The 23,969-nt window shown below is 71.0% G+C and carries 12 protein-coding genes and 1 pseudogene; 6 read left to right on the top strand and 7 right to left on the bottom strand.

The annotated features are described in order from the left end of the window. Window positions 1-194: 194 nt before the first annotated feature. Window positions 195-1,172, bottom strand: coding sequence for a hypothetical protein (locus P8A20_RS36665; protein WP_306105061.1), 978 nt, complete (start codon window positions 1,170-1,172; stop codon window positions 195-197). Between the two features lie 452 nt (window positions 1,173-1,624). Here P8A20_RS36665 and P8A20_RS36660 point away from each other — a divergent pair, with 452 nt between their 5' ends. Both P8A20_RS36660 and P8A20_RS36655 read left to right on the top strand, forming a co-directional pair. Further along, a complete protein-coding gene (locus tag P8A20_RS36660) occupies window positions 1,625-2,707 on the top strand; it encodes a hypothetical protein (RefSeq protein ID WP_261988541.1) in 1,083 nt (360 codons plus the stop codon). Between the two features lie 367 nt (window positions 2,708-3,074). Continuing rightward, on the top strand, window positions 3,075-3,521 hold the full coding sequence (locus P8A20_RS36655) for a hypothetical protein (protein WP_147958198.1): 447 nt from the start codon (window positions 3,075-3,077) through the stop codon (window positions 3,519-3,521). Between the two features lie 42 nt (window positions 3,522-3,563). Here P8A20_RS36655 and P8A20_RS36650 read toward each other — a convergent pair whose 3' ends face one another. Next, window positions 3,564-5,054 (bottom strand): sensor histidine kinase, encoded by a 1,491-nt coding sequence (locus P8A20_RS36650; protein ID WP_306105060.1) that lies wholly within the window; start codon window positions 5,052-5,054, stop codon window positions 3,564-3,566. Then, window positions 5,041-5,721, bottom strand: coding sequence for a response regulator transcription factor (locus tag P8A20_RS36645; RefSeq protein WP_147958200.1), 681 nt, complete (start codon window positions 5,719-5,721; stop codon window positions 5,041-5,043). Before P8A20_RS36645 ends, P8A20_RS36650 begins: the two co-directional genes overlap by 14 nt. Window positions 5,722-5,844: 123 nt before the next feature. Between P8A20_RS36645 and P8A20_RS36640 the strand changes: the two genes are divergently transcribed. From P8A20_RS36640 to P8A20_RS36625, 4 genes and pseudogenes are all read left to right on the top strand, one after another. Then, window positions 5,845-7,335, top strand: coding sequence for a glycosyltransferase family 39 protein (locus P8A20_RS36640; RefSeq protein WP_306105059.1), 1,491 nt, complete (start codon window positions 5,845-5,847; stop codon window positions 7,333-7,335). 5 nt (window positions 7,336-7,340) lie between these two features. Continuing rightward, a pseudogene (locus P8A20_RS36635) lies at window positions 7,341-7,549 on the top strand (ISAzo13-like element transposase-related protein); the annotation flags it as partial. Between the two features lie 158 nt (window positions 7,550-7,707). Further along, on the top strand, window positions 7,708-7,920 hold the full coding sequence (locus P8A20_RS36630; RefSeq protein WP_147958202.1) for a hypothetical protein: 213 nt from the start codon (window positions 7,708-7,710) through the stop codon (window positions 7,918-7,920). A 147-nt stretch (window positions 7,921-8,067) separates the two neighbouring features. Continuing rightward, window positions 8,068-8,379 (top strand): hypothetical protein, encoded by a 312-nt coding sequence (locus P8A20_RS36625; protein ID WP_147958203.1) that lies wholly within the window; start codon window positions 8,068-8,070, stop codon window positions 8,377-8,379. A 128-nt stretch (window positions 8,380-8,507) separates the two neighbouring features. Here the strand turns inward: P8A20_RS36625 and P8A20_RS36620 are convergent, their stop codons facing one another. The 4 genes from P8A20_RS36620 to P8A20_RS36600 form a co-directional block, all read right to left on the bottom strand. Beyond that, window positions 8,508-8,663, bottom strand: a complete 156-nt coding sequence (locus tag P8A20_RS36620) for a hypothetical protein (RefSeq protein ID WP_261988539.1) — start codon at window positions 8,661-8,663, stop codon at window positions 8,508-8,510. Between the two features lie 378 nt (window positions 8,664-9,041). Beyond that, window positions 9,042-9,932 carry a TauD/TfdA dioxygenase family protein gene (locus tag P8A20_RS36610; RefSeq protein ID WP_147958204.1) on the bottom strand — a complete coding sequence of 297 codons (891 nt, stop codon included), beginning with the start codon at window positions 9,930-9,932 and terminating at the stop codon, window positions 9,042-9,044. Between the two features lie 70 nt (window positions 9,933-10,002). Beyond that, the gene (locus tag P8A20_RS36605; protein ID WP_306105058.1) at window positions 10,003-19,422 is read right to left on the bottom strand and encodes a non-ribosomal peptide synthetase; all 9,420 of its coding nucleotides are present in this window, start codon (window positions 19,420-19,422) and stop codon (window positions 10,003-10,005) included. Continuing rightward, on the bottom strand, window positions 19,422-23,444 hold the full coding sequence (locus tag P8A20_RS36600; protein ID WP_306105057.1) for a non-ribosomal peptide synthetase: 4,023 nt from the start codon (window positions 23,442-23,444) through the stop codon (window positions 19,422-19,424). The genes P8A20_RS36605 and P8A20_RS36600 overlap by 1 nt, the downstream gene beginning before the upstream one ends. Between the last annotated feature and the right edge of the window lie 525 nt (window positions 23,445-23,969).

Genomic DNA, 23,969 nt, shown 5'->3' with positions numbered 1-23,969 from the left:
GTGGGTGTGGCCGGACGCGACCGGTTCGCCGCGCGGTGCGTCGTACCCGAACGGCGTGCATGGCGAAGGTCCGTGCACGGGCCCCGGGCTTCCGGACAACGGGCCGTGGACGGGCTGGGATCCGCCGCACGCGGCCTCTGTCCCGGTCCCGACGGATCCGTGCCCGTCCCGGGCCCGTTCCCGTCCCGCTCCGGTCAGCCTCCGGCGTAGGCGCGGTACTCCTTGTACGCCTTCGCCGGGTCGGAGCCGTTGAGGTAGTTCCAGGGGAACTCGGTGACCCGCCCCTCCGTGGCTCGGAAGCACTCCCGCGCGGAGGTGACGTCGCCTGCCAGCGAGAACGCCATGGCAAAGGTGTTGTAGACCTGAAGCCAGCCGCGTCCCTGTACGAACTCCGGGTGGCGGATCGAGTGGTCTGCGGCCTCGCCGAGCGAGGCGACCACCTCGGGGCGCCCGATATAGCGGGAGTCAGGGCCGGAGTCGAGGGCGAGCCAGTGTTCCAGGTGCGCGACCGCGACCAACTGACCGAGGAGCGCTCCCCCGGGCGCAGCGAACGCCGACGAACGGGCGAACGCGTGCATCTCCTCGTGGGAGCCGCCCCACTTCTCGCAGACTTGCTGCAACTGCTGCTGGTGCGCGCCCAGGTGGCGGGGGTCACGGCGCACGGCCGCCTCGAAGCGACGCCGTGCCACGTCCCCCTCGACCTGGAGTCCCCGGCCCGTGACCTGGAGGGCATACCAGGGCGAGGTCCAGCTGGGTTCACACTCGGCAACCTCGTAGAGCCAGGTCTCGGCCGTGGCCAGCCGGTCGTGGAAGAGCTGGAACTGCTCGCGGGACACGTGCGAGGCACGGGCGCCGGTCCTGGCCTCCCACGCCCAGCTGATGTGGCGGACGGCCGCCACGAGTCGCGGCAACGGGGCCTGGGGCTCGGCCGCCACGACATCGGTGATCCACCGTTCCGTGCCGGACACGTCACCGACGGCCCACAGGAGGCCCGTACGGTCCTCGCTCTCGGGCCGCGCGTCGAGCACGTCCCGTACGGTCGCCCAGTCCCCGGCCTCGGCTGCCTCACGGACTCGCCGAGCGTCCGGATCGCCGGAGTCCTTGTCGACGCGCGCGACGGGCCTGCCCGTCCATCGTCCCAGCGTGTTCCCCAAGTCCCGGATCAACGCCATATCCCCACCCCTTGCTGTATCGCACGGGTAGTTGATGATCTCCCCCCACCCGTGGGTGTAGTAACTATCACGCGCGACCGACAATCGCACACCTGTATTGATGCACCGAGGGATGTGCTGATGCCGTCATGATCCGGAAGCCCGAGGTGCGCTCGGGCTCGGGGGTGCTGCCCTGGTGGCAGACCGCTGGAGCGCGGCCGGAGACCGCGTGGACGGTGGGCGCGGATCGCGCTCGAACAGGTGGACTCGGGCCACGTCCACGCTCTGACGTGAGAGGGGGTGGATGCCGCGTGACGCGCTCGCAAACGGTCACGGTGCGCTCGGCCGCCGGGGAGGGCGGTCAACCGATCCACCACTGACCCCACCATTCCGTTGGCCTGAAGTATTGCGGAGAGTGGCCGGTTCGGGAATGATCTCCCGCCGTGACACTTTTCCTCGGAGCCTTGCTCGCAGTGCTACTCGTAGGGCTCCACCGCATCCTGATCAGCCCCCGACGCGCCTCCACCTGGGTCGCGGATCACTTCGTCGCCACCGATCACGGCCTTCCTCCGCGCGAGGCACTCGACTCCCGACGCCCCGGCCCTCCCCCGGCGACGCACCGTCAGGAAGAGCGGCAAGCCGTCGTCGACGCCGCCCGGCAGGGGAGCTGGAAGACCGCAGCGCGCTACGTCGGCGAAGCAGGCGAGGACTGGGACGAGCGCTGGACCAGGCTCGCGCTCCTCCAGCACGTAGCCGAGAAGGACGACGCCTGGCTCAATGCCTGGCGCACCGCCGAGCCGGACGACTGCGACGCCGCGACCCTCACCGCGAGCCTGATGGTCCACCGCGCGTGGGCGATCCGAGGCAGCGGATACGCACACGAGGTCATGACCTCGGACATGGAGCGTTTCAAGGCACTGCTCCCGGCCGCCATCGAGGAAGCTCGCAAGGCAGCGCTGCTCGACCCCGCGAACCCGGGCCCGTGGGTCGTCATGATCACTGCGTCTCGAGGTGCGCAGTACTCTCGCGCGGCGTTCAGGCCACTCTGGGACGGGCTCGTCGCCCGCGCGCCGCACCACTACGAGGGTCACTGGCAGGCGCTCCAGTACTGGTGCGCCAAGTGGTTCGGCAGCGACCGGCGCATGCTGCACTTCGCGCGCAAGGCGGTGCGCAACTCTCCGTCCGGCAGCCCGCTCGCCGGGATCTACCTGCACGCGCTCGACGAACTCACCGAGGGGTCCTCCTTCGGTACCGCTGCCGTGACCCCGCTGTCCAGGAGCACGCTCAAGCTGGTCGCCGCTTCGTTCGAGCAAGTCCCGCCGGACGACGAGCGTCTGCCGGTCCTGCGGCACCTGCTGGCCCACCACATGCTGAGGTCGATGCTGTACGCGGGCGCCCTGGAGCAGTTCCGTCAGATCGGACCGTGGTGCGGCGCCCCGCCCTGGCGGAAGGAAGGCGACGCGGTGGCGGCCTTCGAGAACGCCCGCGGAACCGCCGCAAGGCTCTCCCGCGCCCGCCCCTCCTCGGGCCCACAGACCCACGGCATCGTCCGCTGACACGACCAGGGGACGGGTACAGCGCGATTTGCCGACCGGATGGCGGTTCGGATGGTGCTGCATCTCACCGCCGTCGAGTCACTGTCGGCCTGCGTCCTCGGCCTGACCAGTGGTGGAGCGAGGACAGCCTGCTAGCGTCTCGCTGCTCACCTCCAGCTCCGCCCACCATCCCGCTGCCCGGGCCACCACGGCCGGTTCCGGCTTCAGGAGATGATGCTCCGGCGAATCGTCGGCAAGGTCGACGGCCGGAAAAGGCTGGTGGGCAGGGCCGAGGTGTGCTTCAACGATCGGCATACGTCACCACGGTCTGCCGGGCAGAACAGCATGTAGTCGCCAGGTAGGAGCGGTCTGTCTGTGAGGGGGGTCCGTGGATCAGAGCGAAGACCAGATCTTGGCTGAGGAGCTCGCTGCGCTCGGCGCAATGGGTGGGGGTAGTGGTCGCCTGGTCCGGGTGGTGGCCAAGCTGATGAGGAAGAACGTCCATGAGATCGATCTGCTTGTTCCCCTTCCTTTCGACGATGCGGTGAAGCGCGTCTCCGGTGTACTCGCGAGGGCCGGCCACGCTATTGAGACCGTGCCGGTACGCCCTGGTGAGGACGAGACTGTCCGCGTCGTCGCCGGCGGCGGTGCCGACGGTCTGAATCCCGTGGTGGTGACCGCGCGAGTACTGAAGACCGATGAGAACAGCTCGGAGGTCTGGCTTCGTGCAGCAGCCAAAGAGGGTCTGATCAGACAACGAGCCGGGGAGAAGACCGCCGTCCGCCTCGCCGCCCAGTTGAGCAGGGCAACCGGCGCGGGCAGAGCAGGCGGGTGAGCGGCAGGCCGACAGCAGCCCTGCCCATTCCCAAGGAGCGGGTCACGGTTCGGGCGGAGCAGGCGCTCGGGGAAGGCGCAGCCGGAAGCACGCCCCGAGGTCGGAGGGGACGAGAGCCAGCGTTCCTCGGTGGCGGTGGGCGAGTTCGCGGGCGATGGGGAGGCCGAGGCCGGTGCCCCCGCGGTCGCGGGAGCGGGCGTCGTCGAGCCGGACGAAGCGTTCGAAGACGCGCTCGGCGTCCTCGCCGGGTACGCCCGGCCCGTCGTCGTGCACGGACAGGACGACCTGCTCGTCCTGGTTACGGACGTTGACCTGGACACGGCTCGTGGCGTGGCGAGCGGCGTTGTCGACGAGGTTGCGCAGCAGTCGCTCGTAGTCGCCCTTGCTGCCGCGCACATACGCGGGCGCGGCCGTGTCCGCGGTGAGTGCCACCGGTCGGTCCGGCAGGCCGTACTGCTCTACGAGCAGGGAGACGAGGGCGGCCAGGTCCACGGTGCCGCTGCCGGTCGTCGGTGCGTGGGCGTCGAGGCGGGCGAGGAGCAGCAGGTCCTCGGCGAGGGCCTGCAGCCGTCTGGTCTGCCGTGCGGCGGTGGTGACCGCAGTGGGCCAGTCGGTGCGGTCCGGGTAGGCGAGGGCCACTTCAAGGCTGGCCAGCAGGGTGGTGAGCGGGCTGCGCAGTTCGTGTGCCGCGTCCGCGATGAAGCGTCGTTGCTGGGCTGCGGCGTCGTCGAGGCGTTGCAGGGTGGTGTTGATGGTGGTGGCCAGGGCGGTGATCTCGTGTCCCGTAGCGGGAACGGAGACACGCTCGCGGGGGTCGCTCGCGGTGACGGAGGCGGTGGCGACGCGAATCGCTTCGACCGGCCGCAGAGCGATGCGTACGGTGAAATAGGTGATGGCGGAGATCAGCACGAGGCTCACGAGTCCGGCCCGCACCAGCAGGGAATTCACGCTGTCGGTGATCGCATTGGTCGTGTGCGGGAGCACCACCACATGGACCCGCAGTGTGGCGTCCGGGGAGACGCCCAGGTTCGCGGCCCCGGTACTGCTGAGTTCACCGGCCCAGATGTCGGTGGACAGGACTGCGTAGGTACCACCGCCCAAGTCGAACCTGCCCGCGGGCTCGTCGCGGCGCTCCGGAATGCGGATGGTGCGCTGCTCGTAGTACCAGCCCGAATCGGTGACCAGTGGCTCGGAGAGCCGGGGCGGAGCGGGCAGAACATGAGGGGAGCCCGGGGCGAAGACGTCCATTCCTCCGCCGGAGGCGACGGCCGTGCTGCGACCGGTCGCGACGACCTCGAACGGCACGGCGCTTCTGCGGCTGGGAATCTTGCCCTCACGCAGCTGGTCGGCCAGCGCGAGGAGAGGTGCCTGAGCCTGGCCAAGGGCGATCTGGGTGCTCTGGCGGTAGACGTCGCGGTGCAGCCACCAGCCGATGGCGACCAGGATGACGGCGGCGGTCGAGGCGACGGCCAGGGCGGTTCGGGCCCGCACGGACCGTGGCCACCAGCGGCGCCGTGGCTCAGCCGTGTTCACGGTCGTCCACCAAGCGGTAGCCGATACCTCGCACGGTCTGTAGGGACTGCCGGCTGAACGCCGCGTCCACCTTCTTGCGCAGCACGCTGACGCGCGCCTCCACCAGATTCGGGTCCAGAGCGTCATCGGGCCATGCGTGGTACAGCAGATCCGCCTTGGAAACGGCCTGGCCCGCCCGGCGGGCCAGCAGTTCCAGCACCGAGAACTCCCTAGGAGTGAGGTCCACCCGCGCTCCGGCCCGGCGGCAGATGCGGGCGGCGACGTCCAGCGAGAGGTCACCGACGGCGAGGACGGGCGGGGCGACGGCTGCGGCACGTCGGACCAGGGCCCGCAGCCGTGCGACCAGCACGAGGTACGAGAAGGGCTTGGCCAGGTAGTCATCGGCACCCGTGTCCAGAGCCTCCGCCTGGTCCCACTCCCCGTCCTTCGCGGTGAGCACCAGGATCGGGGTCGCGTTGCCCTCCCGGCGCAACTGGGCACAGACCTTGTAGCCGTTGAGGCCGGGCAACATCAAGTCCAGGACGACCACGGCGTACTCACCGGTCCTGGCCATCCACAGCCCCTGCCGGCCGTCATGGGCCAGGTCGACGCTGTAGCCCTCGGCGGTCAGACCGGTGTGCAGGGTCCGGGCGAGGTCCACCTCGTCTTCGACCACCAGGATGCGCATGCCGTGCAGCCTCGCACAGCATCCGCAAAGTTCCTGATCGGCCGGTCAGGTTGGGTCAGCAACCGGTCACCTGGGGCCGGGCAAAGTGGCGGCTTCTCCCGCCGCCGAAAGGTCCCGCCGCCGATGTCCATCGACGTACGCGCTCCCGCCGCCACCGGCTGCCCTCCGGCCCGGCTACCCTCCGACCCGGTCAGAGCCCTGGTCATCATCGCACCCGCGTCACTGACCGCAGCTCTGGGACTCTGGGGCATCCGCAGGCGGAACACGATGTGGGGCGACGAAGCCGTCACCTACCAACTCGCGCAGCGCGAGCCGTCCCAGATATGGGACACGATCCAGCAGGTCGACCTGGTCCACGCCCTCTACTACGCCGTGATGCACGTGATCTTCGATCTCTTCGGCCCCGGGCTGTTGTCCTTGCGGCTGCCGTCCGTACTGGCCATGTCCGCCGCAGCCGGCGGAGTCGGACTTCTAGGACTGCGTCTGGCGGGACCCCGCGCCGGAGTGCTGGCCGGGCTGGTGTTCGCGCTCCTTCCCCAGGTGCAGAAATACTCGCAGGAAGGCCGGTCCTACGCCATGGTCTGCGCCCTGATCGCCTGGGCCACCTACGCACTTGTGGCCAACGTGCCACGGCGCCACCGGTGGCGGTGGACGGTGTACGGCCTCACGATGCTCCTGGCCTGCCTGCTCCACGAGTTCGCGGTCCTCGCGCTGGCCGCACACGGCGTCACACTGATCGTCTCCCGCACGCCGAAAGGAGTGCTGAGGGCGTGGAGTGTCGCCGCTGCCGGCGTGGTGATCGGGCTGTTGCCGCTCGCAGTCGTCAGCGCGGGACAGTCGGAGCAGGTGTCCTGGATCGACGGACCGGTGCGCCCCTACCACTTGCTGGTCGCGGTGATCGTCGGGGTGGCGTGCGCCCGGGCGCCGCTACGGAGTGACGGGCCCGTGCGGCTCGCCGCGCTGGCCGTACCGATTCTCGTACTCCCGGGTGCTCTGCTGCTGACCGCCTCCCTGGTCAAACCGCTGTTCGTCGACCGCTACCTCCTCTTCAGCAACATCGGAGTCGCCCTGCTGGTTGGTGCCTGGCTGGAGTACGTCCACCGGCTGCCGCGATACTCCCGGACCGCCCACATCGCGGCGGCCGCGGCCCTGGTGGCGCTCGTACCGCCGAGTCTCTCGCTCAGAACTCCACAGAGCCGGAGCAATGACGTCACCGCCATCGGCGCCGCTGTGCGGGAAGCAGCCCGCCCTGGTGACGGGCTGGTCTACCTCGCCGGCCGACACAGAATTCTGGCTGCGACCTACCCCGGGGACTCCCGTCGACCGACGGACCTCGCCCTGGCACAGGGCCCGGTTGAGTCGAACACGCTCGCCGGTATCGAGCTTCCCGCCCGTGACATCGCGGCACGCATGATGCGGTTCCACCGGATCATCACGGTCCGAGTGGCGCGTAAAGACTCTCTCTCCGATCCACAGGAGAAGGCGAAAACAGACACCCTGGAGCGTCACTTTCGCGAGTACGCGACAACGCGGGTCAACGGGGCGCGCATCACTGTCTACGTCCGGGACCACGGCCCATCCGCGAAGGCCGGTCCTCCGGTGCGACGCTCCTAGGGCTCGGTGGCGGGCGCAAGTGGGCGGACGAGGTGGATCCCGGACTGCGGCCCGCACTGTTGGCCCTGGTCGAGCCGGATATGCGCGGGGATCCGATGTCACCGCTGCGATGGACGATGAAGTCCACCTGCAGACTCGCCGACGAGCTCACATGCAGGGTCACCGTGTCTCGGATACCGTCGCCGACCTGCTGAGGGAGGAGGGGTTCAGCCTCACGGCGGGGCGCGGGGCGGGCCTGCTCCCTGCGCGGCGGAACTCCGGCTCGACGAACCACCGCGTGAGGCGTACACGAGGAGCGGTGTGTGGCAGGAATGACTTCTGGATCTTCGGGCATGTGAACCGCGTTACAGAACGGTCTAGTTGGAGGACGACATGGGTAATCGCACATGGCAGATGATCCCGTCGAGCCGTGGCATGAGTGCCCTCTACCTGGTGGTCGGCGTCATACTCGCCATCAGTGCCGCGAATCAGCTGACGAACGAAATGGCCGTGCTTCCCCTGCTCTCCGGCTGTGCCGCCGTAGCGCTCGTGATCACCGCAGTCGTAGGCCTGGTCCGTCCCGGCTCACGCACCTCCCCTCGCTGACCCGGCCGGCCCACGCGAGATCGTCCGGCAAGCACCACGGGGCGCCGTGGAACGCGACGGCGGGGCCTGCTCGTCTCCCCATATCCCCGTGATGCTCCTCTGACGACGTGGACCGGGTGCATGTAGCGTCAGCGCCGGGGGGACGAGATGAGCTTCGACGAGAACGAACCGCAGTCTGTTCGAGAGGAGCGCTTCGCCGCAGAACGGGCCGAACGCAGAAAGACACGCAAGGCTGCATCGCTCGGCTCTCGGGGAGCCCACATCGGCTTGGTCATCGTGACCATCGCCCTGGTCCTCCTCAGCTGGAACGGGAAACTAATCGCTCTGGGCATCGTCAGCGGAGTCTTTCTGCTCTGGTTCTCCGCAGCCCTCGCATGGGCCTACGCCGACGGGGACCACGGCCGACACGCACTCCAGCGCGCGTACAACGTCACTTTCGGATGGGGCGACGGGTTCTGAACAGACCCCTCAGATGTCGGGGGGATCATGGCGTGCACTCCTTCCTGGGCACATCGGCGCCGCTCGCTGCGGTGTGCCCTGGTGGCCGGCCGCCGCCGCCCGACGCAGGGAATGATCCAGAGTGCTCATCAGCCGGGCGACACGACTGCTGCCGCGGCCGCGTCGATCGCCGCACGGGGGCGCGGATCATCGGGAACAGCCTGCTCGAAGAACGACAGGGGGTCCTCCGCGTGCCGAACCACGTAACGCGTCAGCCGTACAGCACCGGTGAACTCGCGCGCCACCTCGCGCTCAACCCGGCCACCCTGCGTGCCTGGGGGCGCGCTGGAGCTCGCCGGGCCGGTCACTGCACCTCTGCGCCGACCGGGCCGCCATGTCCACGTGGGCGCGCCGCTCGAGCCGGCCGACGGCCGCACCTCAAGACGGCCCGGGCGCGCACCGCGGTGACCGCAGCGTGGCGGACGGCCGCCTCCCCTCCGGACGAGGCCGCCGCGCTCACCGTCTGACCGGCCGGGGCCCTCAACGGGTGGGGGTACACGGGACGTCCCCCACCCAGGGCCGGTGCACCGAACCTGGCACGCCCGGACTTCCCTGACCTCGCGCCGGCCGACGACACCGGTACCGGAAGGCCCGTCGGCGGCGGGCCGGGTGGCGCCGCGGGGTCAGGTCGTGGAACCCCGCTGGGGGCGGGTTCCGTTGATGGCTACCCGCTGGCCGTAGCGGCCGTGGGGGAAGTAGTCCCAGACCGCGTGGTGCTGTACACACCGGTTGTCCCAGAACACCAGGGTGCGCGGCTGCCAGCGGATACGGCACTGGAGCAGGGGCGTGCGGGCTATGTGGGCGTAGAGCATCTGAAGGAGCGCATCGCTCTCCGGCCTTGCCAGTTGGGTGATGTGCGAGGTGTAGGGGCCGTTCACGAAGAGCAGCTTGCGTCCGGTCTCCGGGTGCAGGACGACCACGGGGTGCTCGGTGCGGGGGATGTCGTAGTCCGCCGGTGGGGTCTGCCCGGCGGCGGCCCAGGGCAGGGCGCCGTCGTGCAGTGCGCTGAGCCCGTCCAGGAAGGACCTCATGGCCGGGGAGAGGAGTTCGTAGGCCAGGTGCATGTTGGCGAACAGGGTGTCTCCGCCGCTGCCCCCCTCGGGGATCTCCGTGATGTACAGCATGGAGCCGAGCGAGGGGTCGGCGTCGGCGGTGCCGTCGGCGTGCCAGCCGTTGCCCGCGATGGCCCGGGACTCCTTCGTCGCCCTGATCTCCAGGATGTGCGGGTCGGAGCCGTCGGCCGCGAGCGCCACAGGGTGCAGCTCACCGAAGCGGGTGGCGAAGCGCTTGTGCTGCTCGGGGGTGATGTCCTGCTCGCGGAAGACCAGCACGTGGTGGGTGAGGAACGCGTGTATCAATTCCTTTTCCTGGCGGGGCGTCAGTTCCTGTGACAGGTCGAGGCCCGTCACCTCGGCGCCCAGCACCGGAGTGACGGGCGTGACGGAGATCGTCTCGTACGGTTCGGCCGGGCGGGTCGTCAGACGTTCGACCGCCTGGAGTGCGTACTCCTCCATGGAAGGGACCTCTTCTGCTCGTGGGTGATGTCACTCGTGCGTGCTGTGTCGGGTGAGTTGGTGGTGGCGGTCAGCGCGGGGGGCTGAAGTCCCGCGTCGGCCTCGGTCCGGTGCCGTGTCCGGCTTCTCCGCGCGGTGCCGCGTCGTGCAGGATGGCGGCGGCTATGGACTCCACGTGGGGTGCGGCGACGAGCGTGTAGTGGTCCGCGTCGATTCTGTGGGCGCGCACGGGGGACGGGAGATGGGCCTCCCATTCCTCGGTCGGCACAGGCTCCGGCGCGAGGGACGGTACGTCTGGGACGGTACGTTCCGCGATCCACAGGGAACTCGGGGTGAGGCTCAGGTGTGGCAGCCGGTGGCCGGCCATGGCCGACAGGTTGGCACGGCAGCACCGGGCCAGGTGTTCGGCGTATTCACGTCCGCTGTCGCTCAGCCCACCTGCGCGATTGCCGCCCAGTTCGCGGGCGAAGACGGCGTCCACCTGTCGGTCGTCGTAGGCAGCCACCAGCGCGCCCGCGCCGGGCGGCGGCGGGTCAAGCAGGTACAGGCCGGCCACAGGCTGGTCCTGCTTCTCCGCAAGAGCGGCCATCGACAGGGCCACCCAGGCACCGAAGGACCACCCGGCCAGGAACAGTCGGCCGCCGGATCCGGCGTGTTCGGCCCGGACCGCCTCGAGGTAACTTGCGGCACGCTCGGCGATGGGCTCGGTGGGCCGGCCCGGGACGTCGCGCAGTGCGGGATCCGCGATCAGGCACACGGTGAGCCGGTCGCCCAGTGCGGACACGAGCGGGCGGTAGGCCTGGATGTCACCGCCGACCGGGTGGACCAGACAGAGCATGTCCGAACCGTCGACGCCCCGCTGCCACACCTCGACCTGCACCGGATCCGAGGTGGTGGAACGTGCGTCGCGGGCGGCGGCGTCGATGAGGCCGGAGATCTCCGCGACGCTGACCCGGTGGCTGAAACGGGAGAGGTCGAGGTCCACGCCGAAGCGCTCCTTTATCCGGTCCGCGAGTTCCAGCAGCATCAGGGAGTCCGCGCCGAGGTCGTACAGCGACACGTCGGTCCCCAGGTCGTCCACCCCGAGCAGCGGGGCCACGGTGTCGACGAGTTGCGCGACGCGATCGTGGCCGGGCGCCGGACTCCGCGTCGGCCGTGCTGCTTCGGCGGCAGGGCGCGTCGTCTCCACGGAGGCGGCCGACGGCCGTTCGTAGAAGCTTCGGGCCTGGGCGAGATCGGTGGTGTTGACCATGAGGTGCGGGAGTTGCAGCCGCATGGCCTGTTCGAACAGGGCAGCACCTTCGTCGGATGTCAGGCCGGTGAGCAGGTGTCTCTGGTGCTGTCCGTCGTGGCCGAGCGCGCTCAGCGCCATACCGGCCTCGCGCCAGACGTCCCAGCCGATGCCCATGCGGACCGTACGGCTCGTGCCGTTGTCGGCCCGGTACTGGGCGAACGCGTCCAGGCAGCCGTTGGCCGCGGCGTAGTCGAACTGTCCGACGCCGCCGAACAAGGAGGCCATGGACGAGCAGTAGACGGCGTGGTCCGGGTCGTACGAAGCGATGAGCCGCTCCATGAGCAGGGCGCCACGGAGTTTGACATCCGTCCCCCGGCGGGCGGTTTCCGAGTCGCGCAGCGCGAGTAGCCCACCGGCGGGCGTTCCGGCCGCGTGCACGATGCCGGCCAGGCCACCGTCCAGTTGGGGTGCCAGGCGATCCGCGATCTCGGCCGACTCCTCGACGGCGAGGTCCGCCCGCACCAGTGTGATCCGGTCCCGCCAGGGTTCCAGGGCCGGCGGGAGCAGGGCGTGGCGGGACAGCAGGACGACGCGGCTCTCCGGATGTCTCAGGATCCGGGCGGCTACGACGGCGCCGATGCCACCGGTACCGCCGAGGACCAGGTGCGTGCCGGAGCTCCGTGCCCATGCTTCAGTGCTGCGGTCCGTGTCCTTTCGGGGCGTGGCCGGAGCAGCCACGGGGTGGACGGCGCGGTGCCACCAGAAGGAGTCGCGCAGGGCGACGACGGACATCTCCGCCGGGAAGTCGAGGAGGAGGTCCGGGAGGAACGCCGACCACGAGGTCGGATCGGGGCCGGGCAGGTCGATCCAGTGCAGTTCCGTGCCCAGTTCCTGTCTCGGCACCTGTGTCGCCGCGGCCAGCAGACCTGCCTCAGGCCGCCGGACCGGACCGGTGACCGGCTGGGCGCCGCAGGAGAGCAAGTACAGGCGGGGCCGGTCACGGCCGTGTGTCCGTGCGACGTCGGCGACGGCCAGGGACAGGGCGGCGACGGTGTCGAGGCACGCCCATCGGGCCGTGTCGAGGGACGGCTCGCCGATGTCGCCGTCGATGGCGAGAGGCAGCGCGTGCAGCCAGTCGACTGCGGTGCCCGGGCCCGGTGCGCCCGCCTCGAGCAGTACGGCGGCCAGGTGCTCGGTGTCGGAAGGGTCCGCCTCGTAGCGGTCGTCGTCGATCCGGACGAGGTCCTTGCCGGGCAGCAGCCACAGCACCCGTGTGTATCGGCGCTCCAGTTCCGCCCACGCCGTCGGGTCGGTCCGCTCGTCGGCGACGATCACGGCGGTGCGCACCAGGGCCGACTCGTCGGTCCGTGCCCTGCGGAGCCGTGTCCACTGCGGTTGGTGCGTCCACCGGCCGATCGGGAGCCGCTGCGGGTCCGGGGTCCGGCCCGGCACCGGCATCGGTGTCCTGGGCGCAGGGGCGTCCGCCGGTGCCGGTGCCGTCGGCTTCGCGCGTGGGAAGTCGTAGTCCGCCAGGTCGAACGCGGGCGGCGGGAAGTCCCAGGGCGCGGGGGCCGGGCCCGGCGTCCAGTCGACGGTGTGGCCGGCTGTCCACGCCGTGGCCGGCTCCAGCGCGTCGATTCCCGCTGCCGGTACGCCGCTCGGTTGCACCGGGACGGCCGGCGGTACGAGTGCGCGCAGCCACGCGACGGCCGATTCGGCGTCCTCGCAGGTGGCGGCGGCCCGGTAGGCCCGTACCGGACGGCCCGACTGGAGGTGGCGCAGCACCTGTGCGTAGTCGCGCGGGCAGGCGCTGAGGTGGTCGGCGATCCGGTGGGCGTCCGCTATCAGGGCGGCGGGCGAGTTGGCGGACAGTACGAGGCAGGGTAGTGGCCGGCGGACAGGCTGGTCGCGCGGCTGCGGTGTCGTGTCCGTACCGGCCGGACTCTCCACCAGTAGATGGGCGTTGGTCCCGCCGATGCCGAAGCTGCTCACGCCCGCGACGCGCGACGCCGCGTGGGGCCAGGGCTGTGCGGTCACCGGTATCCGGAACGGCCCCGCGTCGACGGCCGGGTTGAGACGGTCGAAGTCGGCGGTCGGCGGGATGGTTCCGTGATGCACGGCAAGCACCGCCCGCACCAGCCCCACCACACCTGCGGCCGCGCCCAGGTGCCCGATCTGGCTCTTGACGGAGGACAGGGCGAGGCCCGCGTCGTCGGCCAGTTCGTATCCGGCACGCAGGGCGGCGGCTTCGATCGGGTCGCCCAGCCGGGTTCCGGTTCCGTGGGCCTCCACGTAGCCGACTTCGGAGGCGGTACGGCCGCTGCGGCGCAGGGCGGTACTCACCGCGGCCCGCTGTCCGGCCAGCGAGGGTGCGCTGTAACTCATCTTGTCCGCACCGTCGTTGTTGACGGCGGAGCCCGTGATCACGGCGTAGACGGTGTCGCCGTCGCGGCGCGCCGCGGCAAGCGGCTTGAGTACGACGACGCCCACACCGCTGGCGCCCACGGTACCGGCGGCGTCCGCGCTGAAGGGCCGGCAGTGACCGTCCGGGGAGAAGATGTGGTTCGGCCGGTGGATGTACCCGTCCGTCAGCTCACGGTCCACGAGGACGCCGCCGACGAGCATCACGTCGGCGTCGTCCTGCCGCAGCAGCCCGGCGGCGAGGTGGACGCCGACGAGGGAGCTGGAGCAGGCGGATTGGACGGTGAGCGCAGGCCCCCGCAGGCCGAGGTGGTACGCGGCCCGGGTGGACAGGAAGTCCTTCTCGTGGTGCAGGGCGAGCCGGAAGGAGTCGGGCAGTGCTGCGGGATCGGCTTCCCTCAGCAGGCTCTGGAAGTAGGTGTTCTCACCGCACGCGGCGACGAGGCCGACACGCCCGCCTCCGGCGTCGGCGACGCCGGCGTGTGCGAGCGCCTGCACGCAGGCCATCAGCAGGTGCCGCTGCTGCGGGTCCATGAGCCGGGCCTCGTGCGGGCTGATGCCGAAGTGGCCGGGGTCGAAGGCGAGGAGCCCGTCCATCTGGCTGCGGGCGCCGACCAGCCCATCGGCGGCGGGGAAGTCTTCGATCCCTCGCCCGCCGGAGGTGACCAGGTCCCAGAAGGCGGCCAGGTCGGTGGCGCCGGGCAGGCGGACGGCCATGCCGATGACAGCAACCGGTTCGTCGCCCTCGGCGGGACGTGTGCGGCCGGTGTCCGGGGCGGCCATGGGAAGGTCCGGGTCGGAGGAGGCGGGTGCGGAGGCGCCCAGGGGTGTCTCGCCGTCGGCCGCCCGCGCACCTCGCTCCTCGATGAGGCGCGCCAGGGAGTGGATCGTGACGTGCTCGAACAGCTCCGGCACGCCGAAGTGCAGATCGCCCTCGCCCGCACAGCGCAGTTGGAAGCGCATCAGGTCCAGGCTGGTGGCTCCCGCGTCGAAGAACCGCTGCCGCGCACCGGGGCTCCGGCCGGTCACCGCCCGGAACAGGTCGGTGAGCCGTCGTTCCAGTGCGGAGAGAGCCGGGGCGGCCCCGCCGCCGGGGCGCAGGTCGTGTCCGGCGGCGGACAGGGCCGCCTGGCGGTCCACTTTTCCGCTGGGCGTGCGCGGCAGCCGGGTCAGGCGCCGGAAGCGGCTGACGCGGACGTGGGAGGGGAGCATCGTGCTCAGGTGGCGGTCGAGCGCGTCGACGTCGGGGTCCTGGTCGGCCTGGAGGCAGGCCACGAGGGAACCGTGCGTCTCTGTGACGACCGCGTTGGTCACCCCGGGGTACTGGAGCAGCGCGGCTTCGACGGCGCCCAGTTCCAGCCGGTGTCCACTGATCTTGACCTGGGTGTCCATCCGTCCCGCGTAGTGCAGCAGGCCCCGACGGTCGAAGCGGGCGAGGTCGCCGCTGCGGTAGAAGGTGCCGGCCTCGGGGTCGTCCAGGAAGCGGGTGCGGTTCAGTTCGCTGTCGCCCAGGTAGCAGCGCCCGACCATGGGGCCGCCGAGCCAGAGGTGGCCGGTCGCTCCGGGCGGAAGGGCGTGGCCGTCCTTGTCCAGCACCCGGAGAAGGGCGCCCGAGACGGGCCGTCCGATCGCCGGCCGCAGTGGCCATCGGGCGGGGTCGCCCTCCAGACAGAGGCCGCTGACCACGTGTGTCTCGGTGGGGCCGTAGTGGTTGAAGAGGCGCGCGGAGGGCATTCCGGCGAACCATCCGCGGATCGCGTCCGTGCAGACCAACTGCTCGCCCGCGGTGATGACGTCGCGTAGCCGGGAGGGGTGGCGGCCGGTCCGCACTCCGTGTTCCGCGAGCAGTTGCAGGGCGACGTAGGGGAGGAAGAGGCGCTCCACGCCCGTGCTCTCCAGCCGGTCCAGGAGGGCAGGCATGTCCTGCCGCCAGGCGGGATCGACCAGGCGGAGGAGGCCCCCGGAGCACAGGGTGGTGAAGACTTCCTGGAAGGAGACGTCGAAGGACAGCATGGAGAACTGCTGAGTGACGGCGGGAGCGGACAGTCCGCCGTGGTCGCGCTGCCAGGTCAGCAGGTTGCACACCGTGCGGTCAGGCACTTGCACGCCCTTGGGCGTTCCGGTGGAGCCCGAGGTGAACAGCGTGTACAGGGGGCGCAGCGCTCGGTGTCCTGGCCAGATTTCCGCGGCCGGGGGGTCCGCCGGACACACGAGAGGGTGGCGGGGCAGGCCTGCAGGTGCGATGGCGTCGAGCGCGTCGACCCGTTCCGGTGTCACCAGGACGCACACCGGGGCGGCCTGGGCCAGCACCTGGCGCAGCAGGGACGGCGGGTACGACGGGTCGAGCGGCACGGCGGTCAGGTTGAGCCGAGCGGCTGCGAGGAGTGACACCACGTGCTCGACCGAGGGCTCCAGGTACAGGGCGACGGCTGCCGGTGCGGCCGGATCGGCGGGCAGGTAGGGGCGCAGGCTCTCCGCCAGCGCAGCTGCCTGTGCGTCGAGTTCGGCGTAGCTGAGGGTGGTGTGAGCCGTCGCCACCGCCGGGGCGTCGGGGGTGCGGCGCGCCTGGCGCTGGAAACCCTCGGCCACGGTGGCGAACTCCGGTGCGGATGCGGGGCCTCGGCCGTGCTCGGGGAGCGTGCGGCGGTACGGTGCCACCAGGTCGCGCAGGGTGACGTCGGCGCCGTCGGCCATCCGGTCGACGGCCTGACCGAGAAGGCGGGGGGCGGCCCGTACCTCCTTCTCGTCGACGTCCTCCCGGTACTCCCACAGGCAGTCGATTCCGGAGGCGTGCTCGACGACCGAGAGGGTGATCCGGCACTTGGCTCCGAGCGGTGCCGGCCAGAGCGGGCCGACGGCGCAGCCGGGGAGCCGCAGGGCCGAGAAGTCGGTGTTCTCCTGGACGAACAGGTAGTCGAAGAGGTCGCCCCGGGCGCTGGCCCCCCGGTCCGCCACCACGTCGGCAAGGAGCACCTCCTGTCCGCGCAGGACCTCTGCGGACGCCGCCGCGTGCCGGCCCAGCAGGACGTCCAGTGAGGCGTCCGGCTCCATGTCCAGAGGCAGGAGCACGGTGTTCGCCAGCATGCCGACCGTGTCCGCGAACTCGGGCCGGGGCCGGTTCGCCACCGGCGCGGCCACGAGCGGCCGGGTCTGGCCGGTCACACCGTAGAGGCTCCACACGTATGCGGAAAGCAGCAGCTGGAAGCGGGTCCGGCCGTGCTCCGCGGCAAGCCGGTCGAGCGCGCCGCGCCGGACCGCGTCGAGGGTGGTACGCAGCAGGCGGGCCGAGGGCCTGGCGGGTGCACAGGACACCGTAGCGGCGGGCGCGGTCTCGGCGCCCTGCTCGTAGTACGCGCGCAGGCGGGTGCGCTGTTCGTCGTAGGCCGGGCTCGCGCGCCAGGCCCGCTGCCAGTGGGCGAAGTGCGCGACGGTCGTGGCCGGGCCGGGCACTGCCGGGGTTTCTGCGCCCTCGTACGCCGCTGCGTACGCCTCGGTGAGGTCGCCCAGGATGATGCCGAGCGAACAGCCGTCCACAGCGATGTGGTGCAGGTGCAGCAGGAGGGTCCCCCCGTCGGAGGCGCCGCGGGCCGCGCCGGCGCCGCGCTGCGGGCCTCCCGTGTCCGGCTCGACGGACGGCAGCCAGGTGGCCCGGCACATGTACGGGGAGCGCAGGTCGAAGCGGTGGGCGAAGAAGCGGGAGGCCGAGTCCTGCCACGGCTCGCCGGCGTCGGCGTCGCACGACTGCCACGGGTCGTAGGGGGCGTCCACCTCCTGCCGCAGTCCCTGCGCGGTGGGTACCAGGCGGGTGCGCAGCGACGTGTGGCGCTCCACCACCGTCCGCACCGCTCGCCGGAGCGCGGGGAGGTGCACGGTCCCGCGCACCTCGAAGGCGAGTGGGACGTCGTAGGCCGCGTCCTCGGGGTCACGTTCGTGCTCGAGCCACAGGCGCTCCTGCTCGCTGGTGGCGGGCGAGGTGGGGCCGGGGACGTCGAGGGGTACGGGCGGGTGGATGTCAACGGCTGCGTCCGGGGCGTGCACGGCGTCCGCGATGGCGGCGAAGTCGGCCCGCAGCACGAGGTCCTGGGGAAGGTCCACACCGAATCGGCGCTGGATGTCGAACCGTAGGCGCAGCGCCTTGAGCGAGTCGCCGCCGCTCGCTGTCAGCCGGTCGGCCGGACGCAGCCCCGCGATCCCGAGCACTTCGGCCGCGAGGTCGAGGATCTCCCGCTGGGCGGCGGTGGCCTCCCGTTCGCCACGGTGTTCGCCACGCCAGGGCGCCTGTGCCTCGGCGGTGCCGAGCAGGGCGGCCTCGTCCGCCTTGCCGTTGGCGCTGAGCGGGATCCGCTCGACCGGGTGCGTACGGTGGGGGCGCATGTACACCGGGAGGGTGTCGGCGAGATGCCGTTCGTAGGTCTCGTAGGAGAGATCGCCTTCCAGTACGAGGAACGCGAGCAGTTCGTGCCGATCGGCGTCCTCGCGCCGGGTGCACACGTGCGCCTGGCGCACGGCGGGGTGGGCCAGCAGGTGCCGCTCCACCTCCCCCGGCTCGATGCGGAAGCCACGCACCTTGACCTGGCGGTCGGCGCGGCCGAGGTGGGTGAGACGGCCCTCGTCGTCCGCCCGTACGAGGTCACCGGTGCGATACCAGCGTTCCTCACCGCCGTCCGCTCGTGGCAGGAGCACGAAGCACCGCTCGGTCTCCTGGGGAAGATTACGGTAGCCGAGGGCCAACGCAGGCCCTGAGAGCAGGAGTTCGGCCGTCTCACCGGGTTCGGCAACACGCCCGTCAGGGGTGCGCAGGAGGAGTCCGGTGCCGGGCAGGGCCGTGCCTATGGGGACGGCGTCGCCGGTGAACTCCCGGGCGACGGGATGACACAGGGCGAACGTGGTGGCCTCGGTGGGTCCGTACGCGTTGAACAGGACCGTGCCGCTGTCCGGGTTGTTCTCGTACCAGCGCCGGACGACGTGGGCGTTGAGCTGCTCGCCCCCGATCAGTACCCGGCCGACGGTGGCGAAGCAGTCGGGCACCGCCGCCACGACGGCGTTGAACAGGGACACGGTGATGAACATCGTGTCGATGCGCCGGTCGCGGAGGGCCGTGGCGAGCAACGCAGGGCTCTGCACCACTTCGTCGTGGAGCACCACACAGACGCCGCCGGTCAGGAGCGGGGTCCAGACCTCGAAGCTCAGTGCGTCGAAGGCGGGGTTGGACAGGCAGCCGAAGCGGCTGCCCCCGCCCTCCGGCACGTACTGCGCTCCCGCCAGCCTGAGTACGCCCGCGTCGGTGACCTCGACGCCCTTGGGCAGGCCCGTGGTCCCCGACGTGTAGAAGACGAAGGCGGCTTCGGAAGCGGTGCCCTGCCGCGGCTCGTCGGGCGGGAACGCGTCGGCGGGCTCGTCCTCTCCTGCCATCAGCCGGTCCGCGTCGAACGCCGGGAGCGAGGCCGGCAGGTCGATCCCGTCCGTCGCACGGTGGACGGCCGCCACGGCCCCGGAGTCGTCGAGTATGTGCCGGCGGCGCCGGTCGGGGCTGAGACGGTCGAGCGGTACGACGGTCGCCCCGGCACGGCGGATGCCGAGCATGACGCAGACGAGCTGCCACGACCGGGGAAGGCAGACGGCGACCGCCTGACCCGGACGTACGCCGGCGGCGCGCAGGGCTGACGCCACCCGGCCACTGAGGCGGTCGAGTCCGGCGTGGTCGACGACGACCGTTCCGTCCTCGACGGCCGGTGCGCCGGGAGTGCGCCGGGTCCGGGCGAGCACGGCCTCGGCCAGGGTCGGATACGGCGGAAGAGCCGGGGCACCGGCAGACAAGCGGCGGTGGTCCTGCATCACGCCTCCCGGGCCGGGAGGGCGTTGCCGGTGGCCGGCACGGCTGTGTGGTGCGCGAGTTCGGCGGCGATGATGTCCGCCACCTGTGGTACTTCGGTGCTTTCCAGTATCTCCCAGTGGTCGCAGTCCATGGTTTCGACCCGGAGCCCGGAGCAGCGGCGCCGCCAGAAGTCGCGCACCTCGGCGTGGAAGGGGGTGTCCTCCCGCCCGGGCACCGCCTGGGCGAGGACGACGCGTGCGCCGGAGGTGGCCGGAACGTGGTCCCGGGCGGTCATCCGGTTGTGGTTGTAGATCCGGAAGTACCGCTCCACCTGGGCGTCCTCGATTCCGGGGTACATGCCGTTGAACCGCACCAGCTTGTCGCGGAACTCGGCCATGTCCACGGGCGCGATGGCTTCGCGGGCGGCCGGTTCGTCGGTGGCCTGGGTGTCGAGCAGGACGACGCTGACGTCGGTGCGGCCGCCGAGGGCGAGCCTGCGTCCCATCTCGTGAGCGACGAGCCCTCCGTAGGACAGGCCGGTCAGTACGAGCGGCCCCGGCCCCAGGGGCTCCAGCAGCCGTAGGTACGTTTCGGCCATCGCCTCGACGCTCGGCAGGTGGTTCTCACCGACGTTCAGTCCCGGGGACTGAATGCCGTGCAGAGCCACCGAGTCAGGCAGCAGTCCGGCCAGCGGCAGATAGCAGAAGGCTGTACCTCCGGCGGGGTGTATGCAGATGACGCGCGCGCCCGTGCCGCCCCGGAACTCGATGACGTTTCCCGTGGCGCCGGGGGCCTCCCCCTCGCGCAGCAACGCGCCGAGGGCCTCGATGGTCGGCCGGAGAATGATCTCGGCCACCGGTATGGGCCTGCCGAACGTTTCGGCGACACGGTGCGCCATCTTGATCGCGGACAGGGAGGTGCCGCCCATCTCGAAGAAGTCGTCGCTGATGCCCATGTCCGGGGCGAGCAGGATCTCTCCCCATATCCGGTACAGACCGTGCTCTATGTGGTCGCGCGGGCTGGCCGCGTTGACCCCGCGGGACGTCCGGGAGCGTGCGAGCTCGAGCAGCGCCTCCCGGTCGAGTTTCCCGCTGCGGTTGAGCGGGAGGGTCGGCAGGTCCACGAAGGCGGCCGGGACCATGTAGTCGGGCAGCAGGCGTGCGAGCTCGGTGCGCCAGTCATGGGTGGTGCGCTGTGCCGCCTCGCCCCGCCCCACGCAGGCGACGAGCCGGGGCTGTCCCTCCGCGTCCGGATCGACCAGAACGACTGCCTCACGAACACCGGGCAGAGTGCCCAGCGCGGCCTCGATCTCGGCCGGCTCGATCCGGAAGCCGCGAAGCTTCACCTGGTCGTCGGCACGGCCGGCGTAGTGGGCTTGGCCGTCGGGGAGGCGGCGGGCGAGGTCACCGGTGCGGTAGACGCGTTCACCGGGCAGGAACGGGTCGGGCAGGAAGCGTTCATCAGTGAGGTCGGGGCGGTTGAGGTAACCCCGGGCGAGGCAGTCACCGCCGAGGTACACCTCGCCGACCACGCCGGGCGGGACCGGTCGCAGATCCGGGTCGAGCACGTACAGGCGGGTGTTGCCGAGCGGACGCCCCACGGGGCACTGCCGCTCCAGCGGGCCGGGCTCGTAGTAGGCGGTGCTGTAGAGCGTCGTCTCGGTGGGTCCGTAGCCGAAGCAGATCCGCAGGCCGGGCAGGTGCCTGGTCAGGCGGTGCAGGGCGGCCTCGGTGAGCGACTCGACGCCGGTGAGCAGAGTACGCAGCCGGAGTCCCGCCAGCCGCCGGGCGGGATCCTCGTCGATCCACTTCACATAGGCGGGTGGGAGGAAAGCCTGGGTGATGCCGTGCTCGCCCATCCACGTCATGAGGGAGGCCGGATCGCCGCGCAGCTCCTCGGGAACGATGTGGAGCGTTCCACCGGTGATCAGTGGGAGCAGCAGTTCGTGGACCGAGGCGTCGAACCCGATGCTGGACCATGCGGAGCCGGGTTCGCCGGGCCCGGAACCCATGCGGGACTGCCAGTTGGCGAACAGGTTGAGCACGCTGCGGTGCTCCACCGCGACGCCCTTGGGCCGTCCGGTGGAGCCGGAGGTGAAGATCACGTAGGCGAGCCGGTCCGGGGTGTGGCCGATGCCGCCCGGCGCCCGGTCGTCGGTTCCCTCGGCCTCGACGGCCGCCAGGTCCAGCCACTGGCCGGGGCATCCGTCCCCGACACGGTCGCTCAGCACCACCGGGCAGGCCGCGTCCTCGATCATGGCGGTGAGCCGGTCGTACGGCTGCCCGGGGTCGAGGGGGAGGTAGGCGGCGCCGGCCTTGAGGATGCCGAGGATGCCGACGGCGAGTGCGGTGGTGCGGCCGACATGCAGGCCCACCACGTCGCCGGGGCGCACGGAACGGGCGCCGAGAGCGCGGGCGAGGTGGTCGGCCCGACGGTCGAGGGTCGCATAGTCCAAGGTGTCGTCCCGGCCTACGACAGCCGTGCGGCGCGGCCGGGCGCGCACCTGGGCCTCGAACAGTTCCACGAGCCCGGTGGCCGCCAGGACGGACGACGGGGTCACCGAGCCCGCAGGGGCACGGGACGAGAGCTCCAGGACGCTGTCTGTGGCATCCCAGTCGCGCAGCAGGCGCAACTGCTCCTCGTCGTCCATCAACTCCAGCGCCCCGATGGTCCGCTCCGGCGCGCGAGCCATGTCCCGCAGCAGGTGTTCGAGGTGACGGGCCCAGCGCTCTGCGGTGGCCCGGTCGTAGAGCGAGGTCGCGTAGTCCAGGTGACCCGTGACGCGGTCCCCGGCGTCGACCGCCACCAGCGAAAGTTCGAAGCGCGCGGGAGCGTGGCCGATCGGCAGGGGCCGCACCCGTACCCCGGGCAGGTCGAGAAGGTCGTGCCGGTCCGGCTGCCAGGCGAACATCGTCTGGAAGAGGGGGGTGTGGGCGGCGCTGCGAGGCGGGTTGACCAGTTCCACCATGCGCTCGAAGGGCAGGTCCTGGTTCCTGAGCGCCTCGCGTACGACGGCGCGGGTGCGCGTCAGCGCCTCGGCCGCGGTGGGTGAGCCGGACAGGTCGACCCGCAGGGGCAGCGAGTTGACGAGGAAGCCGATCAGGTCCGCGGCGGCGGGCCCGCGGCGATTGGCGACCGGGCTGCCGACAACGATGTCGTCGCGTCCGGAGAGCCGGGAGAGCAGGATCGCCCATCCGGTCAGGACGGTCACGAAGAGCGTGGCACCGTGCCTGCGTGCCATGGCTCGCAGCGCGCCGGTGGTCACCGCATCGACCGCGAACTCGATCCGGCCGCCCTCGTAGGCCTGCTCGGCGGGGCGCGTGCGGTCGGCGGGGAGCTCCAACACAGCCGGGGCACCGGCGAGAACGCCTTGCCAGTAGGACTCCTGGCCGGACAGACCACCGTCGGTGACGGTGTCGTGCTGCACCTGTGCGTGGTCGGCGTACTGCACATCGAGCGGGGGTAGCGGGTCGGCATCACCGGACGTCCGGGCCGCGTAGAGCCGGCCGAGTTCTCGCATCATGACGCTCATCGAATGTCCGTCGTAGACAGTGTGATGGAACGTCAGCAGCAGGATGTGGCTCCCTGCCCCCAGAGTGACCAGATGGCCGCGCCCCAGCGGGCCGGCGGCCAGATCGAAGGGGGTGCCCGTCTCCTCCGACCGGAGCTCTTCGAGGCGCGCGTCGGAATCAGCACTGTCCGTAAGATCGACGAGAGACAGGCAGAATCCGGCACCGGGCGGATCGATGTGCTGCCACACCTCCCCGTCGTGCTCCACGAGGCGCGTTCGGAGCACCTCATGACGCTCCGTCAGCATGTCGAGGCAGCGGGCCAGGGCTTCGCTGTCGAGCAGCCCGTCGAGCCGGAAGGCGAGCGGTTCGTTGTACGCGGCACTCCCGCTGGGAAGCTGAGCCAGGAACCACAGGCGCTTCTGCGCGAACGAGGCCGGCCTGATCGCCGCTGGCGAACCGGGATCGCGTCGCTCGACCGGCTCGTGAGCCGTGGGCGAGGGGGGACTGACATGGTGTGAAGCGTGTGGCACCGGGGGCTGCCTTCCCGACTGTGTGCGTACGTGACGGTGGGACCGCGCGACCCCGCGGCCCGATGCATGGTGTGAGCTCGGGCCGCTAAGCCGCTGGTGCACAGGATCGAGCACATGCCGACCGTGTGGCGGGCTGCTACCCCGACCGCACCGGCCTCACGACCGAACAGAAACGATCAGGGCTGCCGTCCCGCGATGATTGATCATGCCGATCCGGCCTGTCAACAGTCCGCTGACAGGCGGCAGGGAGGCAGATACGATCACTTGGACGGGTTGTCCTGATTCGAGGCAACGCACGGTCGCCGCCTCGGGTTTCGGCGATCCGACCGTACGAGCTCCCCGCTCGAGCCGCTCACCGGCACCTGCCCGCGTCCCGTACCGGGCGGCACCCGCTTCCAGGTGCCGCTGCCCCCGGACGAGGAGCCGTCAAGCACCGGCGGCGCATGAGCTGCGACAAGCCAGTCATCGGAACCCGGAGACCGCAGCTTCGTCGACGTCGGCCTCACACGTGTCCTCAGCGATGTC

The sequence above is a fragment of the Streptomyces sp. Alt3 genome (assembly GCF_030719215.1).
In the GTDB taxonomy this organism is placed as follows: domain Bacteria; phylum Actinomycetota; class Actinomycetes; order Streptomycetales; family Streptomycetaceae; genus Streptomyces; species Streptomyces glycanivorans.
This window is presented reverse-complemented; position numbering and strand designations above follow the sequence as displayed.

Excerpts from the sequence above, each read along its gene's own strand:
- P8A20_RS36665 (WP_306105061.1), bottom strand. The coding sequence starts at position 1,172 with ATGGCGTTGATCCGGGACTTGGGGAACACGCTGGGACGATGGACGGGC.
- P8A20_RS36645 (WP_147958200.1), bottom strand. The coding sequence starts at position 5,721 with ATGCGCATCCTGGTGGTCGAAGACGAGGTGGACCTCGCCCGGACCCTG.
- P8A20_RS36640 (WP_306105059.1), top strand. The coding sequence starts at position 5,845 with ATGTCCATCGACGTACGCGCTCCCGCCGCCACCGGCTGCCCTCCGGCC.
- P8A20_RS36630 (WP_147958202.1), top strand. The coding sequence starts at position 7,708 with ATGGGTAATCGCACATGGCAGATGATCCCGTCGAGCCGTGGCATGAGT.
- P8A20_RS36625 (WP_147958203.1), top strand. The coding sequence starts at position 8,068 with ATGAGCTTCGACGAGAACGAACCGCAGTCTGTTCGAGAGGAGCGCTTC.
- P8A20_RS36610 (WP_147958204.1), bottom strand. The coding sequence starts at position 9,932 with ATGGAGGAGTACGCACTCCAGGCGGTCGAACGTCTGACGACCCGCCCG.
- P8A20_RS36605 (WP_306105058.1), bottom strand. The coding sequence starts at position 19,422 with ATGCAGGACCACCGCCGCTTGTCTGCCGGTGCCCCGGCTCTTCCGCCG.